This window comes from Bacteroides sp. 224, assembly GCF_010500995.1.
Taxonomy (GTDB): Bacteria; Bacteroidota; Bacteroidia; order Bacteroidales; family Bacteroidaceae; genus Bacteroides.
The window spans coordinates 1-18,080 of record NZ_QVMK01000026.1 but is presented as its reverse complement, the minus strand read 5'-3'; the positions used below and the strand labels follow the sequence as shown (position 1 = coordinate 18,080).

18 protein-coding genes and 1 pseudogene are annotated in these 18,080 nt (G+C 42.1%); 5 read left to right on the top strand and 14 right to left on the bottom strand.

The genetic code is table 11. The features are described from left to right. Nucleotides 1-34 precede the first annotated feature (34 nt). The 13 genes from traM to D0T60_RS12105 form a co-directional block, all read right to left on the bottom strand. A complete protein-coding gene (gene traM, locus D0T60_RS12165; RefSeq protein ID WP_129733317.1) occupies nt 35-1,390 on the bottom strand; it encodes a conjugative transposon protein TraM in 1,356 nt (451 codons plus the stop codon). Beyond that, nucleotides 1,383-1,658, bottom strand: a complete 276-nt coding sequence (locus tag D0T60_RS12160) for a TraL conjugative transposon family protein (protein ID WP_129733318.1) — start codon at nt 1,656-1,658, stop codon at nt 1,383-1,385. Before D0T60_RS12160 ends, traM begins: the two co-directional genes overlap by 8 nt. A 3-nt stretch (nt 1,659-1,661) precedes the next feature. After that, entirely contained in the window at nt 1,662-2,285 is a 624-nt protein-coding gene (gene traK / locus D0T60_RS12155) for a conjugative transposon protein TraK (protein ID WP_129733319.1), read from the bottom strand. Between the two features lie 21 nt (nt 2,286-2,306). After that, complete coding sequence (gene traJ / locus D0T60_RS12150; protein WP_129733320.1) at nt 2,307-3,293, bottom strand: conjugative transposon protein TraJ; 987 nt, start codon at nt 3,291-3,293, stop codon at nt 2,307-2,309. 20 nt (nt 3,294-3,313) lie between these two features. After that, a complete protein-coding gene (locus tag D0T60_RS12145; protein WP_129733321.1) occupies nt 3,314-3,934 on the bottom strand; it encodes a DUF4141 domain-containing protein in 621 nt (206 codons plus the stop codon). A gap of 37 nt (nt 3,935-3,971) precedes the next feature. Next, nucleotides 3,972-4,274: a DUF3876 domain-containing protein gene (locus D0T60_RS12140; protein WP_129733322.1), complete on the bottom strand. Its 303-nt coding sequence runs from the start codon at nt 4,272-4,274 to the stop codon at nt 3,972-3,974. Nucleotides 4,275-4,279: 5 nt separating this feature from the next. Next, a complete protein-coding gene (locus D0T60_RS12135) occupies nt 4,280-6,784 on the bottom strand; it encodes a TraG family conjugative transposon ATPase (protein ID WP_163218418.1) in 2,505 nt (834 codons plus the stop codon). Continuing rightward, nucleotides 6,777-7,109, bottom strand: a complete 333-nt coding sequence (locus D0T60_RS12130; RefSeq protein ID WP_129733324.1) for a DUF4133 domain-containing protein — start codon at nt 7,107-7,109, stop codon at nt 6,777-6,779. The genes D0T60_RS12135 and D0T60_RS12130 overlap by 8 nt, the downstream gene beginning before the upstream one ends. A 23-nt stretch (nt 7,110-7,132) precedes the next feature. After that, nucleotides 7,133-7,435, bottom strand: a complete 303-nt coding sequence (locus tag D0T60_RS12125; RefSeq protein WP_018075063.1) for a DUF4134 domain-containing protein — start codon at nt 7,433-7,435, stop codon at nt 7,133-7,135. Nucleotides 7,436-7,598: 163 nt separating this feature from the next. Then, nucleotides 7,599-8,354: a hypothetical protein gene (locus D0T60_RS12120; protein ID WP_129733325.1), complete on the bottom strand. Its 756-nt coding sequence runs from the start codon at nt 8,352-8,354 to the stop codon at nt 7,599-7,601. Nucleotides 8,355-8,356: 2 nt separating this feature from the next. Beyond that, on the bottom strand, nt 8,357-8,803 hold the full coding sequence (locus tag D0T60_RS12115; RefSeq protein ID WP_129733326.1) for a DUF3408 domain-containing protein: 447 nt from the start codon (nt 8,801-8,803) through the stop codon (nt 8,357-8,359). Between the two features lie 18 nt (nt 8,804-8,821). Then, nucleotides 8,822-9,283 carry a DUF3408 domain-containing protein gene (locus D0T60_RS12110; protein ID WP_129733327.1) on the bottom strand — a complete coding sequence of 154 codons (462 nt, stop codon included), beginning with the start codon at nt 9,281-9,283 and terminating at the stop codon, nt 8,822-8,824. A gap of 6 nt (nt 9,284-9,289) precedes the next feature. After that, complete coding sequence (locus D0T60_RS12105) at nt 9,290-10,042, bottom strand: ParA family protein (RefSeq protein WP_129733328.1); 753 nt, start codon at nt 10,040-10,042, stop codon at nt 9,290-9,292. Between the two features lie 711 nt (nt 10,043-10,753). Between D0T60_RS12105 and mobA the strand changes: the two genes are divergently transcribed. Both mobA and mobB read left to right on the top strand, forming a co-directional pair. Next, complete coding sequence (mobA, locus tag D0T60_RS12100) at nt 10,754-11,191, top strand: conjugal transfer protein MobA (RefSeq protein WP_129733329.1); 438 nt, start codon at nt 10,754-10,756, stop codon at nt 11,189-11,191. Next, entirely contained in the window at nt 11,176-12,435 is a 1,260-nt protein-coding gene (mobB, locus tag D0T60_RS12095) for a conjugal transfer protein MobB (RefSeq protein WP_129733330.1), read from the top strand. Before mobA ends, mobB begins: the two co-directional genes overlap by 16 nt. Before the next feature lie 136 nt (nt 12,436-12,571). Here mobB and D0T60_RS12090 read toward each other — a convergent pair whose 3' ends face one another. Further along, nucleotides 12,572-13,267 (bottom strand): cation diffusion facilitator family transporter, encoded by a 696-nt coding sequence (locus D0T60_RS12090; protein WP_129733331.1) that lies wholly within the window; start codon nt 13,265-13,267, stop codon nt 12,572-12,574. A gap of 649 nt (nt 13,268-13,916) precedes the next feature. Here D0T60_RS12090 and mobC point away from each other — a divergent pair. The 3 genes and pseudogenes from mobC to D0T60_RS12075 form a co-directional block, all read left to right on the top strand. Beyond that, complete coding sequence (mobC, locus tag D0T60_RS12085; protein ID WP_185154804.1) at nt 13,917-15,926, top strand: conjugal transfer protein MobC; 2,010 nt, start codon at nt 13,917-13,919, stop codon at nt 15,924-15,926. Between the two features lie 182 nt (nt 15,927-16,108). Further along, nucleotides 16,109-17,593 (top strand): DUF3945 domain-containing protein, encoded by a 1,485-nt coding sequence (locus tag D0T60_RS12080; protein ID WP_129733333.1) that lies wholly within the window; start codon nt 16,109-16,111, stop codon nt 17,591-17,593. A gap of 28 nt (nt 17,594-17,621) precedes the next feature. After that, nucleotides 17,622-17,981, top strand: a pseudogene (locus D0T60_RS12075) (toprim domain-containing protein); the annotation flags it as partial. Nucleotides 17,982-18,080: the final 99 nt, after the last annotated feature.

Sequence of the window (18,080 nt, the reverse complement as noted above, 5' to 3'; positions counted from 1 at the left end):
TTGGATTTTTTTAGTGGTAGGCTTACGCCCTGTTTTATACCTTTGGAAGAAGTAATACCTGATGATTAGCTTTCAATGTTACTTCCACTTTACGCATTTTTTTACTGACGTATTGCGACAATCCCTGAATGGCGCTTCGCCCCAAATCGGCGGCAAGCTGTGAACCTGCGTCGTCTGTTATGGTAATGCTACTGCCCATCGACGTACCCATGTTGGCTGCAATTTCTTTAGCTGCGTTCATTTCATCCGAACCCGGAGCCGAAAATCCCCGCAATCCGTCTAAATCGTAAACATCCATTTCAACAGGTATCACATTATCTGCATACTGTATAGAAATGATTGTTACCTGAAGCCGCTCCCCGCTAATCTTCGCACTTCCTGTCAGAATAGTATTAGCAGGAATCAGAATATTTCCGGCTCTCATAGGCTCCAGTAAACGCAGTTGCATTTCTTTCCCATCGGAAAGTTTTATAGTCTGGCACACACAAGCCTTGATACCGTTTTTCTCCCTTACGCCTTCCTGTCCGGCAGCCGTGATAAATCCCATGTTACGGGGCTTGCTGTATTGCTCCAGAAACTCGTCATTATCCATTGGAGCTGCCAAAAGCGAAACAACACTGTGATGTACCTGTGACACAGGCTTCGGGGTTACTTTCTCACGCAGGTTGATTGTGTTATCCCCATTTTGTTGCTGCTGTCCGTCAGGCGTTACCTGTCCCTGTGCATTGGGCGTGTATTTGGCTGCAATCTGATAAGATTTTTCTATCAGTTCCAGTTGTTTATCCTCCGCACTTTTCGCAGCTTCGGCTTCTTCCAGTTTACGCTCCAATTCCTGCATACGCCGATCCAAAGCAAGCTGCTGTTCATCGGCTCCGCTTGCGGGTTGTTCATACCAACTGTTTAACTGGCGGTTTACATCCTGATAAGCATGGGCTGAAGATTGGATAGGAGAAGCCGCACTACGGGAGTTATCGGGAGAATCGGGAGTAACAGGAGCCGTGCGCACCTGTTTTTCGTAATCTTCCTGCGTTTTGCGGTCTTCATCTTCACCGAGCGAAAATGCAAAGTCTTGTAAACTACGCCTTTTATTTTCTTCTTTGTTACGCATGGCTTCCTGTTCGTAAGCTGTCCGCTTATCCCCTACAATACCTTCGTCTTTAGGGATGGGTAGTTCAGGGTTAAACCCGTCGGGTTGCTTTTCATCCTTTCCGCCGGAGGGCGCAAAGATGAGCCACATAGCCCCGATGAACAGCAAGACAAACAAGGGATAGACAAGCATCTTTTTCCGCTTCTGAATCTCCTGCGGCGTAAGCTCTTTTTTAGGCTTACTCTCTTTCTTTTTTTCAGTAACTTCCGGTTTCGGTTCGTTACCTTCGTTTTCCTTACTCATAATCAAATCTGTTTATTTGGTTGATACTATCTGCTTTCTGCTGATACTCCAGTTCCAGTTGCTTGATATGGTCTATCTGCATTTCCTGACCGCTTTTCTTTCCCATATTATATATGGAAGAAACCGTCATGTAGATGGAACCTGCGCCAAACACGAAAAGCATTACAAGGATTATAATAATCCGTCCGTCGGGCGTTATCTGCCCTAACAATGACCGCAGACCGTCTTCCATCCAGTCCCTTACGGCTGTAAGTTTTTTCTTTATCATGGCTTATCGGTCTATTGTTCTTAAATCCCTGTTTTCTATTATCTCAAAGCGTTCCATAGTGAACCCATGAGGATTATTGTCGCTTCTGACAGAGTTTATCAGGTCGCAGCGTGTAACAAGGCTTCGCTCCGTTACATTACTTGCCCTGATAATCATTTGCCGGGCGTAGGTCATTACCTTATAGGGATAAACATCGAGATTACATGCCACAGAATCAATCTGAATAATCTGATTGATATTACCCGACACAATGCGGTTGTAGTAACCTTTTTCCGACATATCCTGATAATAGCGGAAAGCACTTTTGTCCACCAGAAAGAGTGCCCTGTTGATGTTTGATTCAATGGCGCTTTTATCCGGTGATAAGGTAAAGAACAGTTCGTGAAATCGCTTGATATGCTCCCTTGCTTCAACAGGACGGTTTTGAGATAAGTCCTGTGAAAGAGCCAACATAAGCGATTTTCCTTCATCCAATACATAGATTTTCTGCCGTTGTGCTTCCGCAAAGCTGAATGAGTTCCAGACTGCATATCCGGTAATTCCTGCACACAGCACCACAAACACAATGGCGATAATCCTTATTTGCTTGAAACTTGTTTCAATATTTTTTAAACTTTTGAACTCCATGTTTTTAATTACATTTATTGGTTATTTACCAAGCAAACGACCGCCAACGTTTCCGGCTACTGATCCCGCAACGCCTCCGGCAATTCCACCTGCTTTACTTGCTGTTTTGTTTACTGCGCTTCCGTATGCACCCGCTCCACCTGATTGAATAATCCATCCGGCTACGGTCGGGATAGTGAAGTATCCGATAATTCCGATAATCAAGAATACGATATACACACCATTCGAGCCGTCGGGAATATAGTTCGGATCTTGCAACAAGGCTATATCCTGTTCAAGCATCAAAGTCTGTATGCGTGCCAGTACGGAAGAAAAAATGTCAGAAATAGGAAGCCACAGATATACGCTTATATAGCGTGTAAGCCACTGGGTGAGCGTTGCCTGAAACCCGTCATAAATGGAAAAGGCAAACGCAATAGGCCCCAGTATGGCTAACACGACAAGGAAAAATGTGCGTATCGTATCAATGACCAATGCGGAAGCATTGAACAGCAGTTCAAAGAAATCCCTGATTACCTGCCGGAACCATGCCTTGATATCATACCAAAGGCGTTCTCCCCACATACTGATAATTTCAGGCGTATCGGTAATACCGAGGTCTTTCATTTTTTGATCGTACACTTTATCATCGACAAGCCACGCTTTACCCTCACGGACACGGGCTTCGTACTCCAGATTATCTTTCTGTTGCTGATAGGCTTTCATATCCATTGTCTGCGATTCCAAAATGCTATGAGTACCTGTAACAATGGGACTCATAACCGCATTGATAGTTCCCAAAACCAGTGTAGGGAAAAACATTATACAAAGCCCTATCGCAAAAGGACGGAGAAGCGGAAACACATCAATAGGCTCCGCACGGCTTAACGCCTGCCATACCCTGTATGCTACATAAAAGAGTGCGCCCAATCCTGCCAACCCCTTTGCAACCCCAATCATGTTGCTGCAAAGAGGTATCATGTCTTGGTACAGATTCGCAAGAATCTGATGTAAGTTGTCAAAATTCATAACTGACTACATTTGTTTGATTACCAATATCTTTCGGCAGGACTACCGTAAAGAGATAATACCCTGTCCGTATCGCCTTTTTCTTTGGCACGGATATACGAAACCGATATACTCTTTTGGGTATAATACTTAGTCAGGTTACGATAGTCCAACATCTTAGTATAAATGTCATCTATCGCATCCATCCGTTCTTTATCGGACAGGGAAAGCCCGTTGCTTCCGGTAACTACGTTTTTCAAATCCGTTACCAACGCTCCCCCTTCCTCCAGTAGTTTGGCATAGCCTGTTGAGATTGCCGCCAGTTCATTCGGGGTAAAATTGGGATCACCCACCATTTTATTAAATCCGTTCACGTAGATGTCCGTAATTTCGCTGACCATTGAAATCGTCTTTTGTACCTTACGGGCATCTTTAATCAGATTGTGGACAGACTTCAAAGCGTCGTAGTATTCCTTTCCCTGATTGTAGATTTTGATACTTTCTTGCAGGTTTTTTATCATATTACCTGCCGTGGATGTACCTTGTATCGCACTTGTGATATTTTGCACAAGATTGGTCGGATCGGTTACAACCCACTGCGCTTTCGCCTGAAATGAGAACATAGAAAGTGCCACTATCAGGCACATAAATATTCGTTTCATACTTTTTATTTTTTAATGATTATTGATTTTGTGTACCTTAATCGTACACCCTTTTGTATTCGCCTTCGGTAGTAAGCAGAAGCATATCCCGCTCATCATCGTAGGCAATGCGAATCATACCGTAGAAATAGAAAAAGGTAATCCCCCAGCTCTGGCACAAAGGGACGGTAAACGCCGTGTTTTGTTTGTAAATAAACTTCAACCGGAACCGACTACCGTCATGGAATATTTTAAGTCCGGGGGAACCGCAAAGGCTTTCCCATGTCCCGCATATCTCTCTCATCGGGAAATGGGTATGAAGTTGCGGTGCCGCAAACGGCTTACTGTTTTTTCTTTTCATGGCATCTATCCTCCGTACTCCTGTCGCTTGCTTTCAGCAATCTGCTTAATCGCCAGTTCCATATTTCCATCCAGTTTTTCAGCCAGTTGCATCACTTCCATTTTCTCCGATTCTTCGGTTGTATAGGTGTAATATTCTTCCAGACTTACTTCTGTGGCATATACGGCACTTTGTACACCTCCTAACCCAAACCAGACTTCCTTGTATTTACGACTGGGTACATTGGACATATTGATAGAGAGTACCTGCGATTTTTCCTTTTCGGTCAATCCCAACAACGCCTGAATACTGTCAAATTTGTTCATGTATTTTCTTTGGTCGAGCAAAATTTTACAGTCGCTATTGTTGATAATACTCTCTTTCACAATAGGAGAAGCGATAATATCATCGACCTCCTGTGTAACGACAATCGCCTCTCCGAAGAATTTCCTCACAGTCTTAAAAAGATACTTAATGTACTCTGCCATACCCTCTTTAGCGATTGCCTTCCATGCTTCTTCAATCAATATCATCTTACGGATGCCCTGCAAACGGCGCATTTTGTTGATGAACACTTCCATGATTATGATCGTTACGACGGGAAATAGGATTTTATGGTCTTTTATCGCATCTATCTCAAAGACAATGAAGCGTTTAGATAATAAATCCAGTTGCTTATCCGAGTTCAACAGGAAGTCGTATTCACCCCCGCGATAGTACGGCTCCAGTACATTCAGGAAATTCGCTATATCGAAGTCCTTTTCACGTACTTTCTTTTCTTCCAGTACCTTTTTGTAGTCATCACGGACAAACTCATAGAATGTGTTGAAAGACGGTATCAGTTTTTTATCGGTTTTCAACTTTTCTATATACTGGCTGACTGCATTGGAGAGGGCAACTTCTTCCGCCCGTGAAGGCGGCTCATTATCCCTTTTCCACAGGGTAAGGATCAGCGTTTTTATACTCTCACGCTTTTCAATATCGAAAACATTATCATCCGTGTAAAAAGGATTGAAAGCAATCGGATTTTGTTCCGTGTAAGTAAAATATACTCCATCCTGACCACCTGTGCGCTTGTTGATTAGGTTGCATAATCCCTGATAAGAGTTTCCTGTGTCCACCAAAACGATATGCGTACCCTGTTCGTAGTATTGGCGCACCATGTGATTTGTAAAGAAAGATTTGCCACTTCCCGACGGCCCAAGAATGAATTTATTCCTATTTGTAATAATTCCTTTTTTCATGGGCAAGTCGGAAATATCCACATGGAGTGGCTTACCTGAAACCCTGTCCGCCATTTTGATACCGAACGGACTGGGTGAACTCCGGTAGTTTGTTTCTTCCGTGAAAAAGCACAAGGCAGGTTCGATAAATGTATAGAACGCTTCTTCCGCAGGAAAATCCCCACTATTACCCGGCATTCCTGCCCAGTACAAAGTAGCGGCATCCACAGTATTGTGTCTGGGCTTACATTCCATAAGAGCCAACTGGCTACCTACGTCATTGCGGATATGTTTTAGTTCTTCCACATCATCACTCCACGCTATCACGTTGAAATGCGCCCTGATGGAAGTCAGCCCGAAGCTATGCGCTTCGTTTAGATACTGGTCGATCCACTCCTTATTTATTTGATTTCCACGACTGTACTTTGAAAGCGACTGCATATTCCTTGCACTCTTTTCAAACTTCCGAAGATTCTCCGCACTATCCTCAATAAATAAATACTGGTTGTAGATATGGTCGCATGAGAGAAGTAATCCTACCGGAGAAGCGAACGACAAACGGCAATCACTTCTATCGGTCGATAGTTTTTCATACCGCATATCCGTTCCAATACGTCCGGGCAGATCTTCTGCATCCGAAAGCGTATGCAGGCAAATATGTTTACTACCTACCCGAAGTCCGTCGGCACCCAGTTCCATATCCTGCAAGCAGGTGGTATCATCGAGCGACAAGGCGAAATACTTTTCAATAAGCCCTGCCTTTTCATCCGTTCCTGTAATCTCATCCGAACTGATACGGGTAAGCGTAATAAATCCGCTATCATTCATTATCCGTTCAAATTGCCCGACAGCTTCCAGAAACTTCACACTCGTATCCTTATTGACTTCTTTAGGAATAATGTTCCCACGACAAAGCGATGAGAAGTTGCTTTGCATTCTCATTCGCTCTTTCGTTGTTTTAGTCAGGAACAGGAAACATGAGTGATTCAGGAAAGGACGTTCGTTGAAGTGCTTTTCAAAACTGCGGGATAAGAAACTCATATCATCCTTATCAGTCTGTGGTTTGTAGGTTTCACGCACAAACCAATCTTGTTTATGCACCACACTGTATTCAGGAAGGACTTTTACTGCTTTCGTCCAGGACGAGTGTATCGCTTCATATTCCGTATTGGTTACTGTAAACAATTCCGGCAGCTCCACATAATAAGCGACCGTAATATCCGCATCCTTTGAAATGATGCAGTCATGTTCGACAGCCAGTAACGGGAACTTGTTTTCAATGGTAGATGCCTTCATTATATTACGCATATCCTACCTCCTTTCTTTTCCGTTTGAACAGGCGGTGCGGAGTTTTCCTGTTTATCAAATAGCGGGGATGCTGTTTTACAGCCATGACTTTCATTAAGCCATGTTCCCCGTATTTTGTATTCAGGTTAAAGGTCATCCATACCAATACCGATGCAGCGATTACACCGAAGCCGATACACACCCACTGATCCACGCCTGCCATATACATAATGACAAAGACAATGAATACGGCAAGCAAGCCTGCGGCAAATATGAAAAGGTATTGTGATTTTAAACCTTTGAACTCCACGCTTTTGCCTATCCCTTTGTTAATATTAAACTCCATAACTCTTATCTGTATGAAGCTGATTAAAGGAAGAAGGAGCGCAGGATGGTAGCGGCAACTATAAGAAATATACAGGCACCGAACCACGACGCGGCCGTTTTCGATGTATCGGGATCGCCGGAACTGAATTTTCCGTACACCTTTACACCCCCAATCAAACCGACGACCGCACCTATGGCGTATATCAATTTTGTCCCCGGATCGAAATAGCTCGTTACCATGTTCGTGGCCTCGGTAATGCCGCCAATTCCGTTACCTTGTGCGAATGCACTTGAAACAGCAGCCAGAATAAAAGCTGCCGACATTAGAAATTTTTTCTTTGTCATAATGAGAAATTGTTTAAAAAATGGTATCGGGGTGGATAGTCCCGATACCGGGTTGATAAATCTTGTTACTATTGAATTTTTTAGTGGTTGATAGCGCGAAAGCTATCCGTAATCTCTTTCTTTCATCTTTCTTTGTTTTACATTATTATTAATACTTTTCGCACTATGCGAAATCTCTGATATTAAAATTGTCGGGAGCCTTTTTGCCGTTTCCGGCAGTTCCGGCTTCCTTGTCTTTCCGCTCATAAAAAGCCGAAAGGCTTTCAGCCATAAGGTCGGTAACGATTCGCTTTGCATCGGGCTTACCAGAAACCACCTGTTCAAACATATCAGTCTGCCGTATCTCCAGTAAAGTATCGCCCGCTTTTCGTTTTTGCTCCGGCGTTGCTTCATTCGTCCGGTTTACAGTGCGGACTGCATTACCCAGATCATCGAACTGAATACCTGAAGCGAGTACGGCTTGTGCCGTTCCTTCCACTTCTTCCGTTTCTTCTTCGTCTTCCGGCGCATCTTCGTTTTCGTCCGTCATTTCATATTCGAGCGGATAATCTATATCCATAGGCTCGTTTTCTTCATCCGGTGGAGTGTCGGAAAACGCTTCTTCCAATTCCTCCGGCGGCACTTCCGCTGATGGCTTTACCTCGTTAGGCGAAGCAAATATATCGGGATTTTCAGCCTGATTTTCAGATTTTAGCGAGGTGGCAGTGAGTGGCTCCGATTTGGCAGCGAGTGGCGTCGATGCGCTTAAATCAAATGTGCTTTTCCCGACAATATTTTCCTTCAAACGACCTGCTTCATGAATGGAGCTACCCTGACCGATAATGTTCTTTTTTCGTCTTTTTCCTGCTCTTGCCCACAAGAAATAAATTCCGACAAAAAGGGCATACAGGATAACTACGGTTATAAATATCTTTTCCATCCTTACTTTTTAGGGTTTAGGTAATCATCATTGTTATTCTTCTTATACTGTTCTGAAATCTCATCCTGAAAGGTTTCAAAATGATGCTTCAGGACATTGTCTATGTAACTGAATATGGTTACTTCATTTTTTCCTATAACCCCTACAATCTTTGAAATCCGGTTATGGTATTCCTTACGGATACTTACTAATTTTCCGTTTCTTGTCGGGATACCTGCATTGACAAGAAACTGTTTCTTATAGCCGGAAGATTCGGGTTTCGTTTTATCACCCGGAACGACTATCATTTCTATTTCAGGAGCCGTTTTTTCTTCGTATTCTTTCCGCATACGTTTCTTATAGCGAATAGCTTTCGGCAGAATAATTGCCGCCAGTATCACCAATCCCCAGAGGACAATTCCTATTATTGCCTTATCTCCGCTATCTATTAAAAATGGACTGACTATCATAATTTGATTGTTTTATTGTTAGAAAATTCCTTCGTTGTTTTTATTGTACAATTCCGTTATCTCATCCTGATAAGCAGCAAAATGTTGGGACAGTACATTATCTATATAGCTGAATAAAGACACCTGATTTTTACCGATGACCTGAACGATCTTCATAATCTTTTCATGGTGGTCTTTGCGTATGTAAACAGATTTTCCGGTACGTGCCGTAATGCCGACTTCCTGAATAAACAGGCTTTCGTAATCAGGAGATTTACTGCGTTTCCGTTTGGTTTCCTCACGGGGGGATTCTTCCTGAATAACTTCCGTTTTTTCAGGTTCCACGCTTTCCGCTTCCTGTTCCTGTTTCTTTTCGTGTTCAGGAACTAATGCTCTGGGTATGGAACTCGGATTATTCCGGCGTTCCTTATTCTTGAATGAGGATATGACAAAACTGGCATCAATCTCATTCAGGTTTACTTCTTCTTTCTTTTTCGCCATAATCGGTTATTTTAAAGTTTCCAACATTTCATCTATCAGGGCATCGAGGTTACTGCCTCTTACCAATGCTTTGTCCGCAGGGAACAGTGTAGAGCGGAACAGGGCTTTGTGGTTTACCGACTGCTCCCGGCGGAACCGCTTACTGTCGGGCAGGAATGTTTTGAAAAGCGGGAAACCCAGTTTATCAATCACATCTTCATACACTTCGTAGAGTTCGGTTTTCTCCCGACCATCAACGAGATTCCAAAGCAGGTACAGCCCTTTGATTTTTGCTTTGCCGGGCGTAATCAGGGCATCATTGACCGTAATCACATATTGCAGGGTGCTTTCCAGTACCAACCTGTCAGCACTGATCGGAGCAATAATGTAATCCATGAGTGAAAGCGTGTGTACAACTGCCGGATTGTTGATTGTTCCGGGCAGGTCGAAAAATACGAAGTCAGGCTGCAATACTTCAATAACTTCCTGTGCATCTTCCATAGCATTTTCTGGGCTGCTTTCGATAACTTCATAAGCCTTTTTACCCAATGCAGAAAACTGTTCGTAAGCCATGAGCTTGTAATGGTCATCATCCATCGACATTTTTATATCACGCTCACGCATTTCCGCAATCGAGTGTTGTGGAAAGTCGCAATCAATCACGGCTACGTTATAGCCTTTCACATAGTGCAAGTAAGAAGCAACCAACACCGTAAGAGTTGTTTTTCCGGCTCCCCCCTTTTGGGTACTGAAAGCCACGTTCAAAGTTTTCTTTTCCATTGTCTGAAATTTTTAATTATTATACATCGTTTGTATCTCTGTCCGGTTGAACAACCGTCTGTCTGTTCAGCCATACGTTTGATTAGTTATCCGTTCATCTGTCCGTCCGTTTGACCGTTTAGCCATTTGGCTGTTTGTCTGTCCGTCTGTTTAGCCGTTGGAACGTTTAGCCGTTTAGCCAGTCATTTGTTTGTTCAGCCATTTGTTTAGCTATTAATCCGGCTGTATCTCCATATAGCCGACTGTATGTTTTTATATCCGTACAGCTATTCATTTAGCTATCCGGCTGTCTGTTCATACAGTCATTTTCTCTGCAAATAAAAACCTATTTATTAGCAGAATCATCACTTTTTCACGAGGTGGCAGTGAGTGGCGTCGATTTGGCAGCGAGTGGCTTCGCTGCTTGGAATACAGCACGTTACTTTAGCCTATAACTTTGCTGCATGAAATGTCGGGAGATATCCGACCGCCATTTTCGCTCGTTTACTCGCATTCATATCTGTCCCTGTTCAGGACAGATTTTATTTGCGTCATGGCAAATAGCAAGCTGTGTTTTTTGCTGCACGAAACAAGTTCTGCTGCAAAAAACGCTTGCCCCTCCGGGGGGGCGCAACCTCCGAAGTCGGTTGCTTATAATGAATCATTCGGGCGATGATTGTTAAGGCGGCAAGGGTGCCTAACGACGGATTATACCACTAAAAAATCCGACGTATGAATGAAAAAGCAAAGAATCTCCCCAAAAGGGGAAAAGGGGGTAGAAACCCCAAGAATGATCCGGCGAATTACCGTTATTCGGTAAACTTCACCGCAGTAGAACATGCCCGGTTCCTCACCATGTTTGAGCAATCAGGGCTACAATCGAAGGCTCGTTTTATCGCTGCCCGTGTTTTCGGGGACGAGTTTCGAGTGGTAAAAATCGACCGTTCCGCTATGGAATACGTTACTAAACTCACATCTTTTTACGCACAATTCCGTTCCGTTGGGACGAATTACAATCAGGTTGTAAAGGAATTGCATACCAATTTTTCAGAAAAGAAAGCACTTGCTTTGCTCTATAAATTGGAAAAGGCAACGGTAGAACTGGCAGAAACGGGGAAAAAAATTCTGGAATTATCGGAAGAATTTAAGGAACAATGGTTGCAAAAATAAACATCGGTAGTAACCTGTACGGTGCATTGACGTACAATCAGGAAAAGGTTGATAAAGGTCTGGGAAAGATATTAGGTGCGAATCTTGTGTTTGAACCTGCCGATGGACACTTCAACGTTATTGATTGTATTGAGGACTTCATGCAGTTTATCCCGTCGCACTTCCGTACCGAACAACACGTTTTCCATGTATCCCTGAATCCACATGAGGATGATGTTTTGACAGATGACCAACTGGTAGATATCGGAAGGGAATACATGAAACGATTGGGGTATGGCGATCAACCTTATCTGATATTCAAGCATGAGGACATTGAGCGGGAGCATATGCACATTGTATCGCTTCGGGTAAAAAGCGACGGAAAAAAGGTTTATGATGGAAAAGAACATGAACGAAGTAAGGCTATAACAGAAGATTTGGAACGGGAATATAACTTGCATCCGGCAGAAGGACAAAAGCAGGGTGAACAATGGGAACTAACCCCTGTCGATTTTTCAAAGGGAAACCTTAAAAAGCAGATTGCATCCGTTATCAAACCGCTGGCTTCTATGTATCACTTTCAAAGCATGGGAGAATATAAAGCCGTCCTTTCCTTATATAATATAAATGTTGAGGAACTGAAAGGCGAGGCAAAAGGAAAGCCTTATCGGGGATTGCTTTATTCCGCTTTGGATAGTGAGGGCAACAAGGTCGGCAATCCGCTAAAGTCTTCCATATTCGGGAAGTCAGTCGGTTACGATGGACTGGAAAAGCGTATGGAGAAATCTGCCGAACGCATCAAAACTAAAAACCTGAAGACACATACATTAAAAGCGGTATCGGAAGCCAAGCAGGGCAGCCAAAGTGAGAGCGAGTTCCGAGCGAAGCTAAGGCAGCAGGGTATTGATGTTCTGTTTAGGCGGAATGATGAAGGACGGATATATGGCGCTACATTCATAGACCATACTACCCGCACCATACTGAACGGTTCCCGATTGGGTAAAGAGTATTCCGCTAATGTTTTCAATGACCTGTACGGTGGAAAACAGGAACAAGCACAAGAGCCAGTCAAAGACACACGCCTTTCTGATGTTTACAATAATATTCAGCCAGGCACGCACCATGATAACAGTTACACTTCGGATAGTGTAACCGGTGGGCTTTTCTCAATTCTTAATCCGGAGCCGGAGAACCATCCTAAAGAAGAAATGCCATTACCACGTCGTAAGAAAAAAAAGAAGCGCAGGTATGGCAGGCAGATGTAATAAAATATAGGTTTTGTTTGTCATTTCACCTATACGATAAAAGACGGAATCAGGTTATTGATTTCGTCTTTTATAATTAATAACTTGCCCATTAGGATGTTGAATCAACAAAGTTATTGTCTGTAATTAACTATATTTATTCTGGATCTGCCGTGTGTTGCTTTTTTTTATAGTCAATTAAATCTTTACCCGAACCTTTCATCAGATCAATAGCCCATTTTGTTATTACTACCGAGCTTATTATACCACTCAAACAATCTAACCAATATATCTGCCAAAACATTCCGATAGTTAGGGCAATAATAGCGGTTATACTTGTTAATCCGTCAGCCAATACATGTAGGTATGCCGAGTGGATATTATGGTCACGATGCTCATGATCGTGATGCAGGAATACTGCACTTAGAGCATTTACAATCAATCCAACAATGGCAACGATAATAGCTTCCTTGAAAAATATATCTACTGGATTCATTAACCTTTGTACGGATTCAACTGCCATCAATACAGCTACAATCAGCAATGCTACGGCACTCGTATAGCCGGATAAAGCCAATAGTTTCCCTTTATTGAATGAGTGATTTTCTGTTTGTGAATACTTACGGGCTGCATAGTAAGCAACCCATGTCAGACCTAAAGCAAGTACATGGGAAGCCATGTGCCAGCCGTCAGCTAATAATGCCATTGAGTTAGTCCAGTACCCGAAGCTAATTTCTACTACCATTGTTGCGGCTGTCAGCAAAACAACCCATTTGGTTTTCTGTTCGTTGGTATGTGTATGATTTTTAGTATGCGGATGATTATTCTCCGCATGATTATGTTTATCTCCCATGATGATTAATATTTTATTTGGATAATCGTCTTATTATTTAGCTAAGAAGTTATTTATAAAATATTATTCTTGGGTGGATGCCAGATTGAGTTAATAAGATTTTGAGGAATATAATATGTGTGATCCGGTATTTTAATATCGGATTTTATGGCAAATGGTTTTTCAGGATTGTCGAAAGAATGTTCCGCAAATATAAAAGGATTAATATGTACTGTATTAAGTGAGTTATGAAAAGGCAAAGATGCGTGATTGTGATTTGCCTTTTTTTTCGTTTTATGCTCATTTTCGGAATAATGCAGTTTAAAAAAATCTTTTAAGTCAATGGATGTTTCTTCAGTGTGTTCGCAATAATGTTGGATTAAAAAAGGCAAGCGATATATTTCCTGCAAAACAGTATTAGTGAATCCTATTTGCAGGGACAGTAAAGTAACGACTATGATGGTCAAAAATTTCACGCCTCAAATTTAGCAATATTCCTTAAAATAGTAAATCACTATTTTAAGGTATTTACTTATAAGGTACCTCTTATTCCATTTTAGCGCCACTCGCTGCCAAATCGAAGCCACAAGCGACCACATGACAGAAAATCAATCATTTACAAGAACAACCTCTCTAATTTCGCTTCTCAAACTTTTAATTTTTAAAGATTATGCAACAAGAAGATGATTTAAGAGGACTTGCCAAAGTGATGGAGTTCATGAGGGCAATCAGTATTATTTTTGTAGTGATAAACATTTATTGGTTTTGCTATTACGCTTTGCGTGAATGGGGAATCAATATTTCGGTAGTTGATAAGATACTACTGAACTTTGACCGGACTGCCGGACTATTCGGTAGTATTCTTTATACCAAATTATTTGCCGTTGTTTTCCTTGCCCTTTCGTGTCTGGGAACTAAGGGAGTTAAAGAGGAAAAAATAACTTGGCCGAAAATCTATGTTTTTCTGACAATAGGTTTTATCCTGTTCTTTATGAATTGGTGGATACTTGAATTGCCATTACCTGCATCGGCTACAACAGGTTTTTACATCCTGACAATGGCAGCAGGTTATCTGTTCCTTTTGGTCGGTGGATTATGGATGAGCCGTTTACTCAAAAACAATATGTTCGACGACGTATTCAACACGGAGAACGAGAGTTTTATGCAGGAAACACGGCTATTACAGAGTGAATATTCCGTGAACCTGCCTACGAAATTCTGGTATAAGAAAAAAGAATGGCGGGGTTGGATAAACGTTGTAAATCCTTTTCGTGCAAGTATTGTGTTAGGAACTCCGGGCAGTGGGAAGTCATACGCTGTTGTTAATCAATACATTAAGCAACAAATTGAGAAAGGATTTTCAATGTACGTGTATGATTTTAAGTTTCCTGACCTTTCTACAATCGCTTATAATCATTTACTGAACAATCAATTAGGCTACAAAAAAGTCCCCACGTTTTACGTGATAAACTTCGACGATCCGAGCCGTTCACACCGATGTAATCCAATCAACCCTTCTTTCATGGAAGATATTAGCGATGCTTACGAATCGAGTTATACAATTATGCTTAACCTTAATAAAACATGGGTGCAAAAACAAGGCGACTTCTTTGTGGAATCTCCGATAATTCTGTTTGCTGCTATTATATGGTATCTCCGAATTTATAAAGACGGAAAATATTGCACATTCCCTCATGCGATAGAGTTCCTGAATAAAAGGTATGAAGATATTTTCCCTATTTTGACAAGTTATCCCGAACTGGAAAACTACCTAAGTCCCTTTATGGACGCGTGGCTTGGGGGCGCAATGGAACAGTTGCAGGGACAGATAGCAAGTGCTAAAATACCGCTTTCAAGAATGATTAGCCCGCAATTATACTGGGTAATGAGCGGTGATGAGTTCACGCTTGATATAAACAACCCTGATGATCCGAAGGTATTAGTCGTAGGCAATAACCCCGATAGGCAAAATATATACGGCGCAGCTTTGGGACTTTACAATTCCAGAATAGTTAAATTGATAAACAAAAAAGGGCAATTAAAGAGTTCGGTCGTAATCGACGAATTACCGACAATTTATTTCAAAGGTCTTGACAATTTGATCGCAACAGCCCGTAGTAATAAGGTTGCTGTGCTTTTGGGCTTTCAGGATTTTTCGCAGCTAATAAGGGACTACGGGGATAAGGAAGCAAAAGTTGTGATGAACACCGTAGGAAATGTTTTTAGCGGTCAGGTTGTGGGAGAAACTGCAAAAACATTATCCGATAGATTTGGTAAAGTCTTACAGAAACGCCAGTCTATGACTATTAACCGCAATGATAAATCGACCTCTATAAGTACCCAGATGGATAGCTTGATACCACCGTCCAAAATCAGTAACTTGACACAAGGGATGTTTGTCGGAGCGATTGCCGACAACTTTGATGAACGTATCGAGCAGAAAATTTTCCATTGTGAAATAGTTGTAGATAATGCAAAGGTAGCTGCCGAAACTAAGGCTTATCAATCTATTCCTATTATTACCGACTTTAAAGACGAAAACGGAGTAGATAAGATGAAAGAGCAGATACAGCTCAACTATAACCGTATCAAAGAGGAAACCAAACAAATTGTTGCAGAAGAACTACAACGCATTAAGGATGATCCTTCATTGGCTCATTTATTACAGCAACAAGAATAAATATACATATATATATAATGTAGGAGAGCCGGATTTCCGGCTCTTTGTTTTTCCTATAACGCCACTCACTGCCAAATCGAAGCCACAAGCGACCACCTGCCGAAAAATCAACAGCTAACCTCTTGATTACCGCTACTTTTATTCTGCATTAATAGTGATGCAGAACAAAAACAGTTTTTATTATGGATGAAAAATTAAATCCGAAAGACAAAGTTCTCCTGATGCGAGATGAAGGAGAAGGCAACAAACTCAAAGTCGTGAAAGGCATCGACAAAAAAGGTAAAATTGATGCCATTGATCCCATGAAGGCGAAGCAAACCGATTTTATCAAAATTGACAAACACGCCGATCCCCTTGAAAACTTTTTCAAAAACTTCTTTAATCAAGCTAAAAACCCGTCGCATACAGGATTCTATGCGGTTACCGTCGATATGCTTGATAAAGTATTAAAACTAAGTGATGAAGATTTGGAGAAGTATCGTATCAATCCGAAAGATTATATGAATCAGCAGGAACAATCCACCAAAGAGAGTGAAAAGCAAGTTCAAACCGAAAAAAAAGAAGAAAAAATGGAAGCAACACCAGCAACCGAACAGAAGACCGAATTTAAGCAATTCGACACAAGCCGTATCCCTGAAAGTGAATATCAGAAATACGGTATCAAGCCCGAAAATCTGGAGGGCGAACTCAAAGCCATGAGTTACGGGTATAAATCTCCGCACCTTGTAGATATCAACCCCAAAATAGAGGGAGTAGAATATCCCATGAAAGCCCGTCTTTCACTGGAGGAACAGCCGGATGGCAGCCTGAAATTTACCCCGCATCCATACCAACAGCAGGTTGATTTGGAAAAACCGTTTCAGGGCATTATGCTCCCCAATGACGTAAAAGAAAACCTGTTAGCAACGGGTAACAGTGGTAGGGTGGTAGAACTGGAGCCAAGACCGGGCGAAAAAGTACCGTCGCTTATTTCTATCGACAAGCAGACTAACCGTTTGGAAGCCGTACCCCTTGATAAGCTCACAGTATCTCAAAACCTGAAAGGTGTTGAGTTATCTCCTGAACAACAACAGGCATTAAAAGAAGGGAAAAAGGTACTCGTAGAGGGTATGACCTCCAAAAAGACAATAGGTACCGATAATCCTAAAAAATTCGATGCTTATGTTCAGTTTAATGCAGCCAAAGGCGGTTACGATTTCAATTATGACGGATTAGACCGCAATAAGTATCAGCAGAACAATAGACAGGAACAAAGCCAGAACGGAGAACAGCAGAACCAAGTCCGTATTCCTAAAAAACTTTTAGGCGTTGATTTGGACGATAAACAACAAAGTTCTCTCCGGGAAGGAAAAGCCGTCTATGTTCAGGGTATGATGAAAGACGGAAAGGGCGAGCCTTTCAATGCCTATGTAAAGGTCAATCAGGAAAAAGGCAAACTGGATTTCTTTAAGTGGAACCCGGACAGAGCCAAAAAGCAAGGTGCGGATGTGAAAGTTGCCGAAGGCAATAAGACACAGGTAGCAGTCAATTCACAGGGTAAAACCAATGAAGCAACCAAACATTCAAATGAACCCCTGAAACAAGGTCAGCAAAACCCGACCGAAAAGCAGCAAGAGCAGAAGCAGATTAGGAAACCTGTGAAAAAGTCCACAGGACATAAAATGTAATACCAACCACTAAAAAATCCAATAGTAAATGAAAGTAATAATTGCAGAAAAGCCAAGCGTAGCCCGTGATATAGCGGCTATCGTTGGTGCGGATAACCGCAAGGACGGTTATTTAGAAGGGAACGGATATTGTGTAACGTGGGCATTTGGCCACCTCATAGGACTGGCAATGCCGCAGGACTATGGTATTACAGGATTTCAGGCTGAAAACCTACCGATACTTCCTGCCGAATTTAAGTTATTGCCTCGTCAGGTAAAGGACGGTAAAGAATACAAACCTGATCCGGGCACAATGAAACAACTTAAAGTTATCAAAGAGTTATTTAATAAATGTGAGCGTATAGTGGTTGCGACCGATGCAGGACGTGAAGGGGAGTTAATTTTCAGATAGTGCGCCCATAAGGCTGCATAATAAATATCTCTTTAGCAAGAGATTGGGTTCGTGTTCTTTGAGATAACAACCTACCACCAACCGACTTATCCGGAG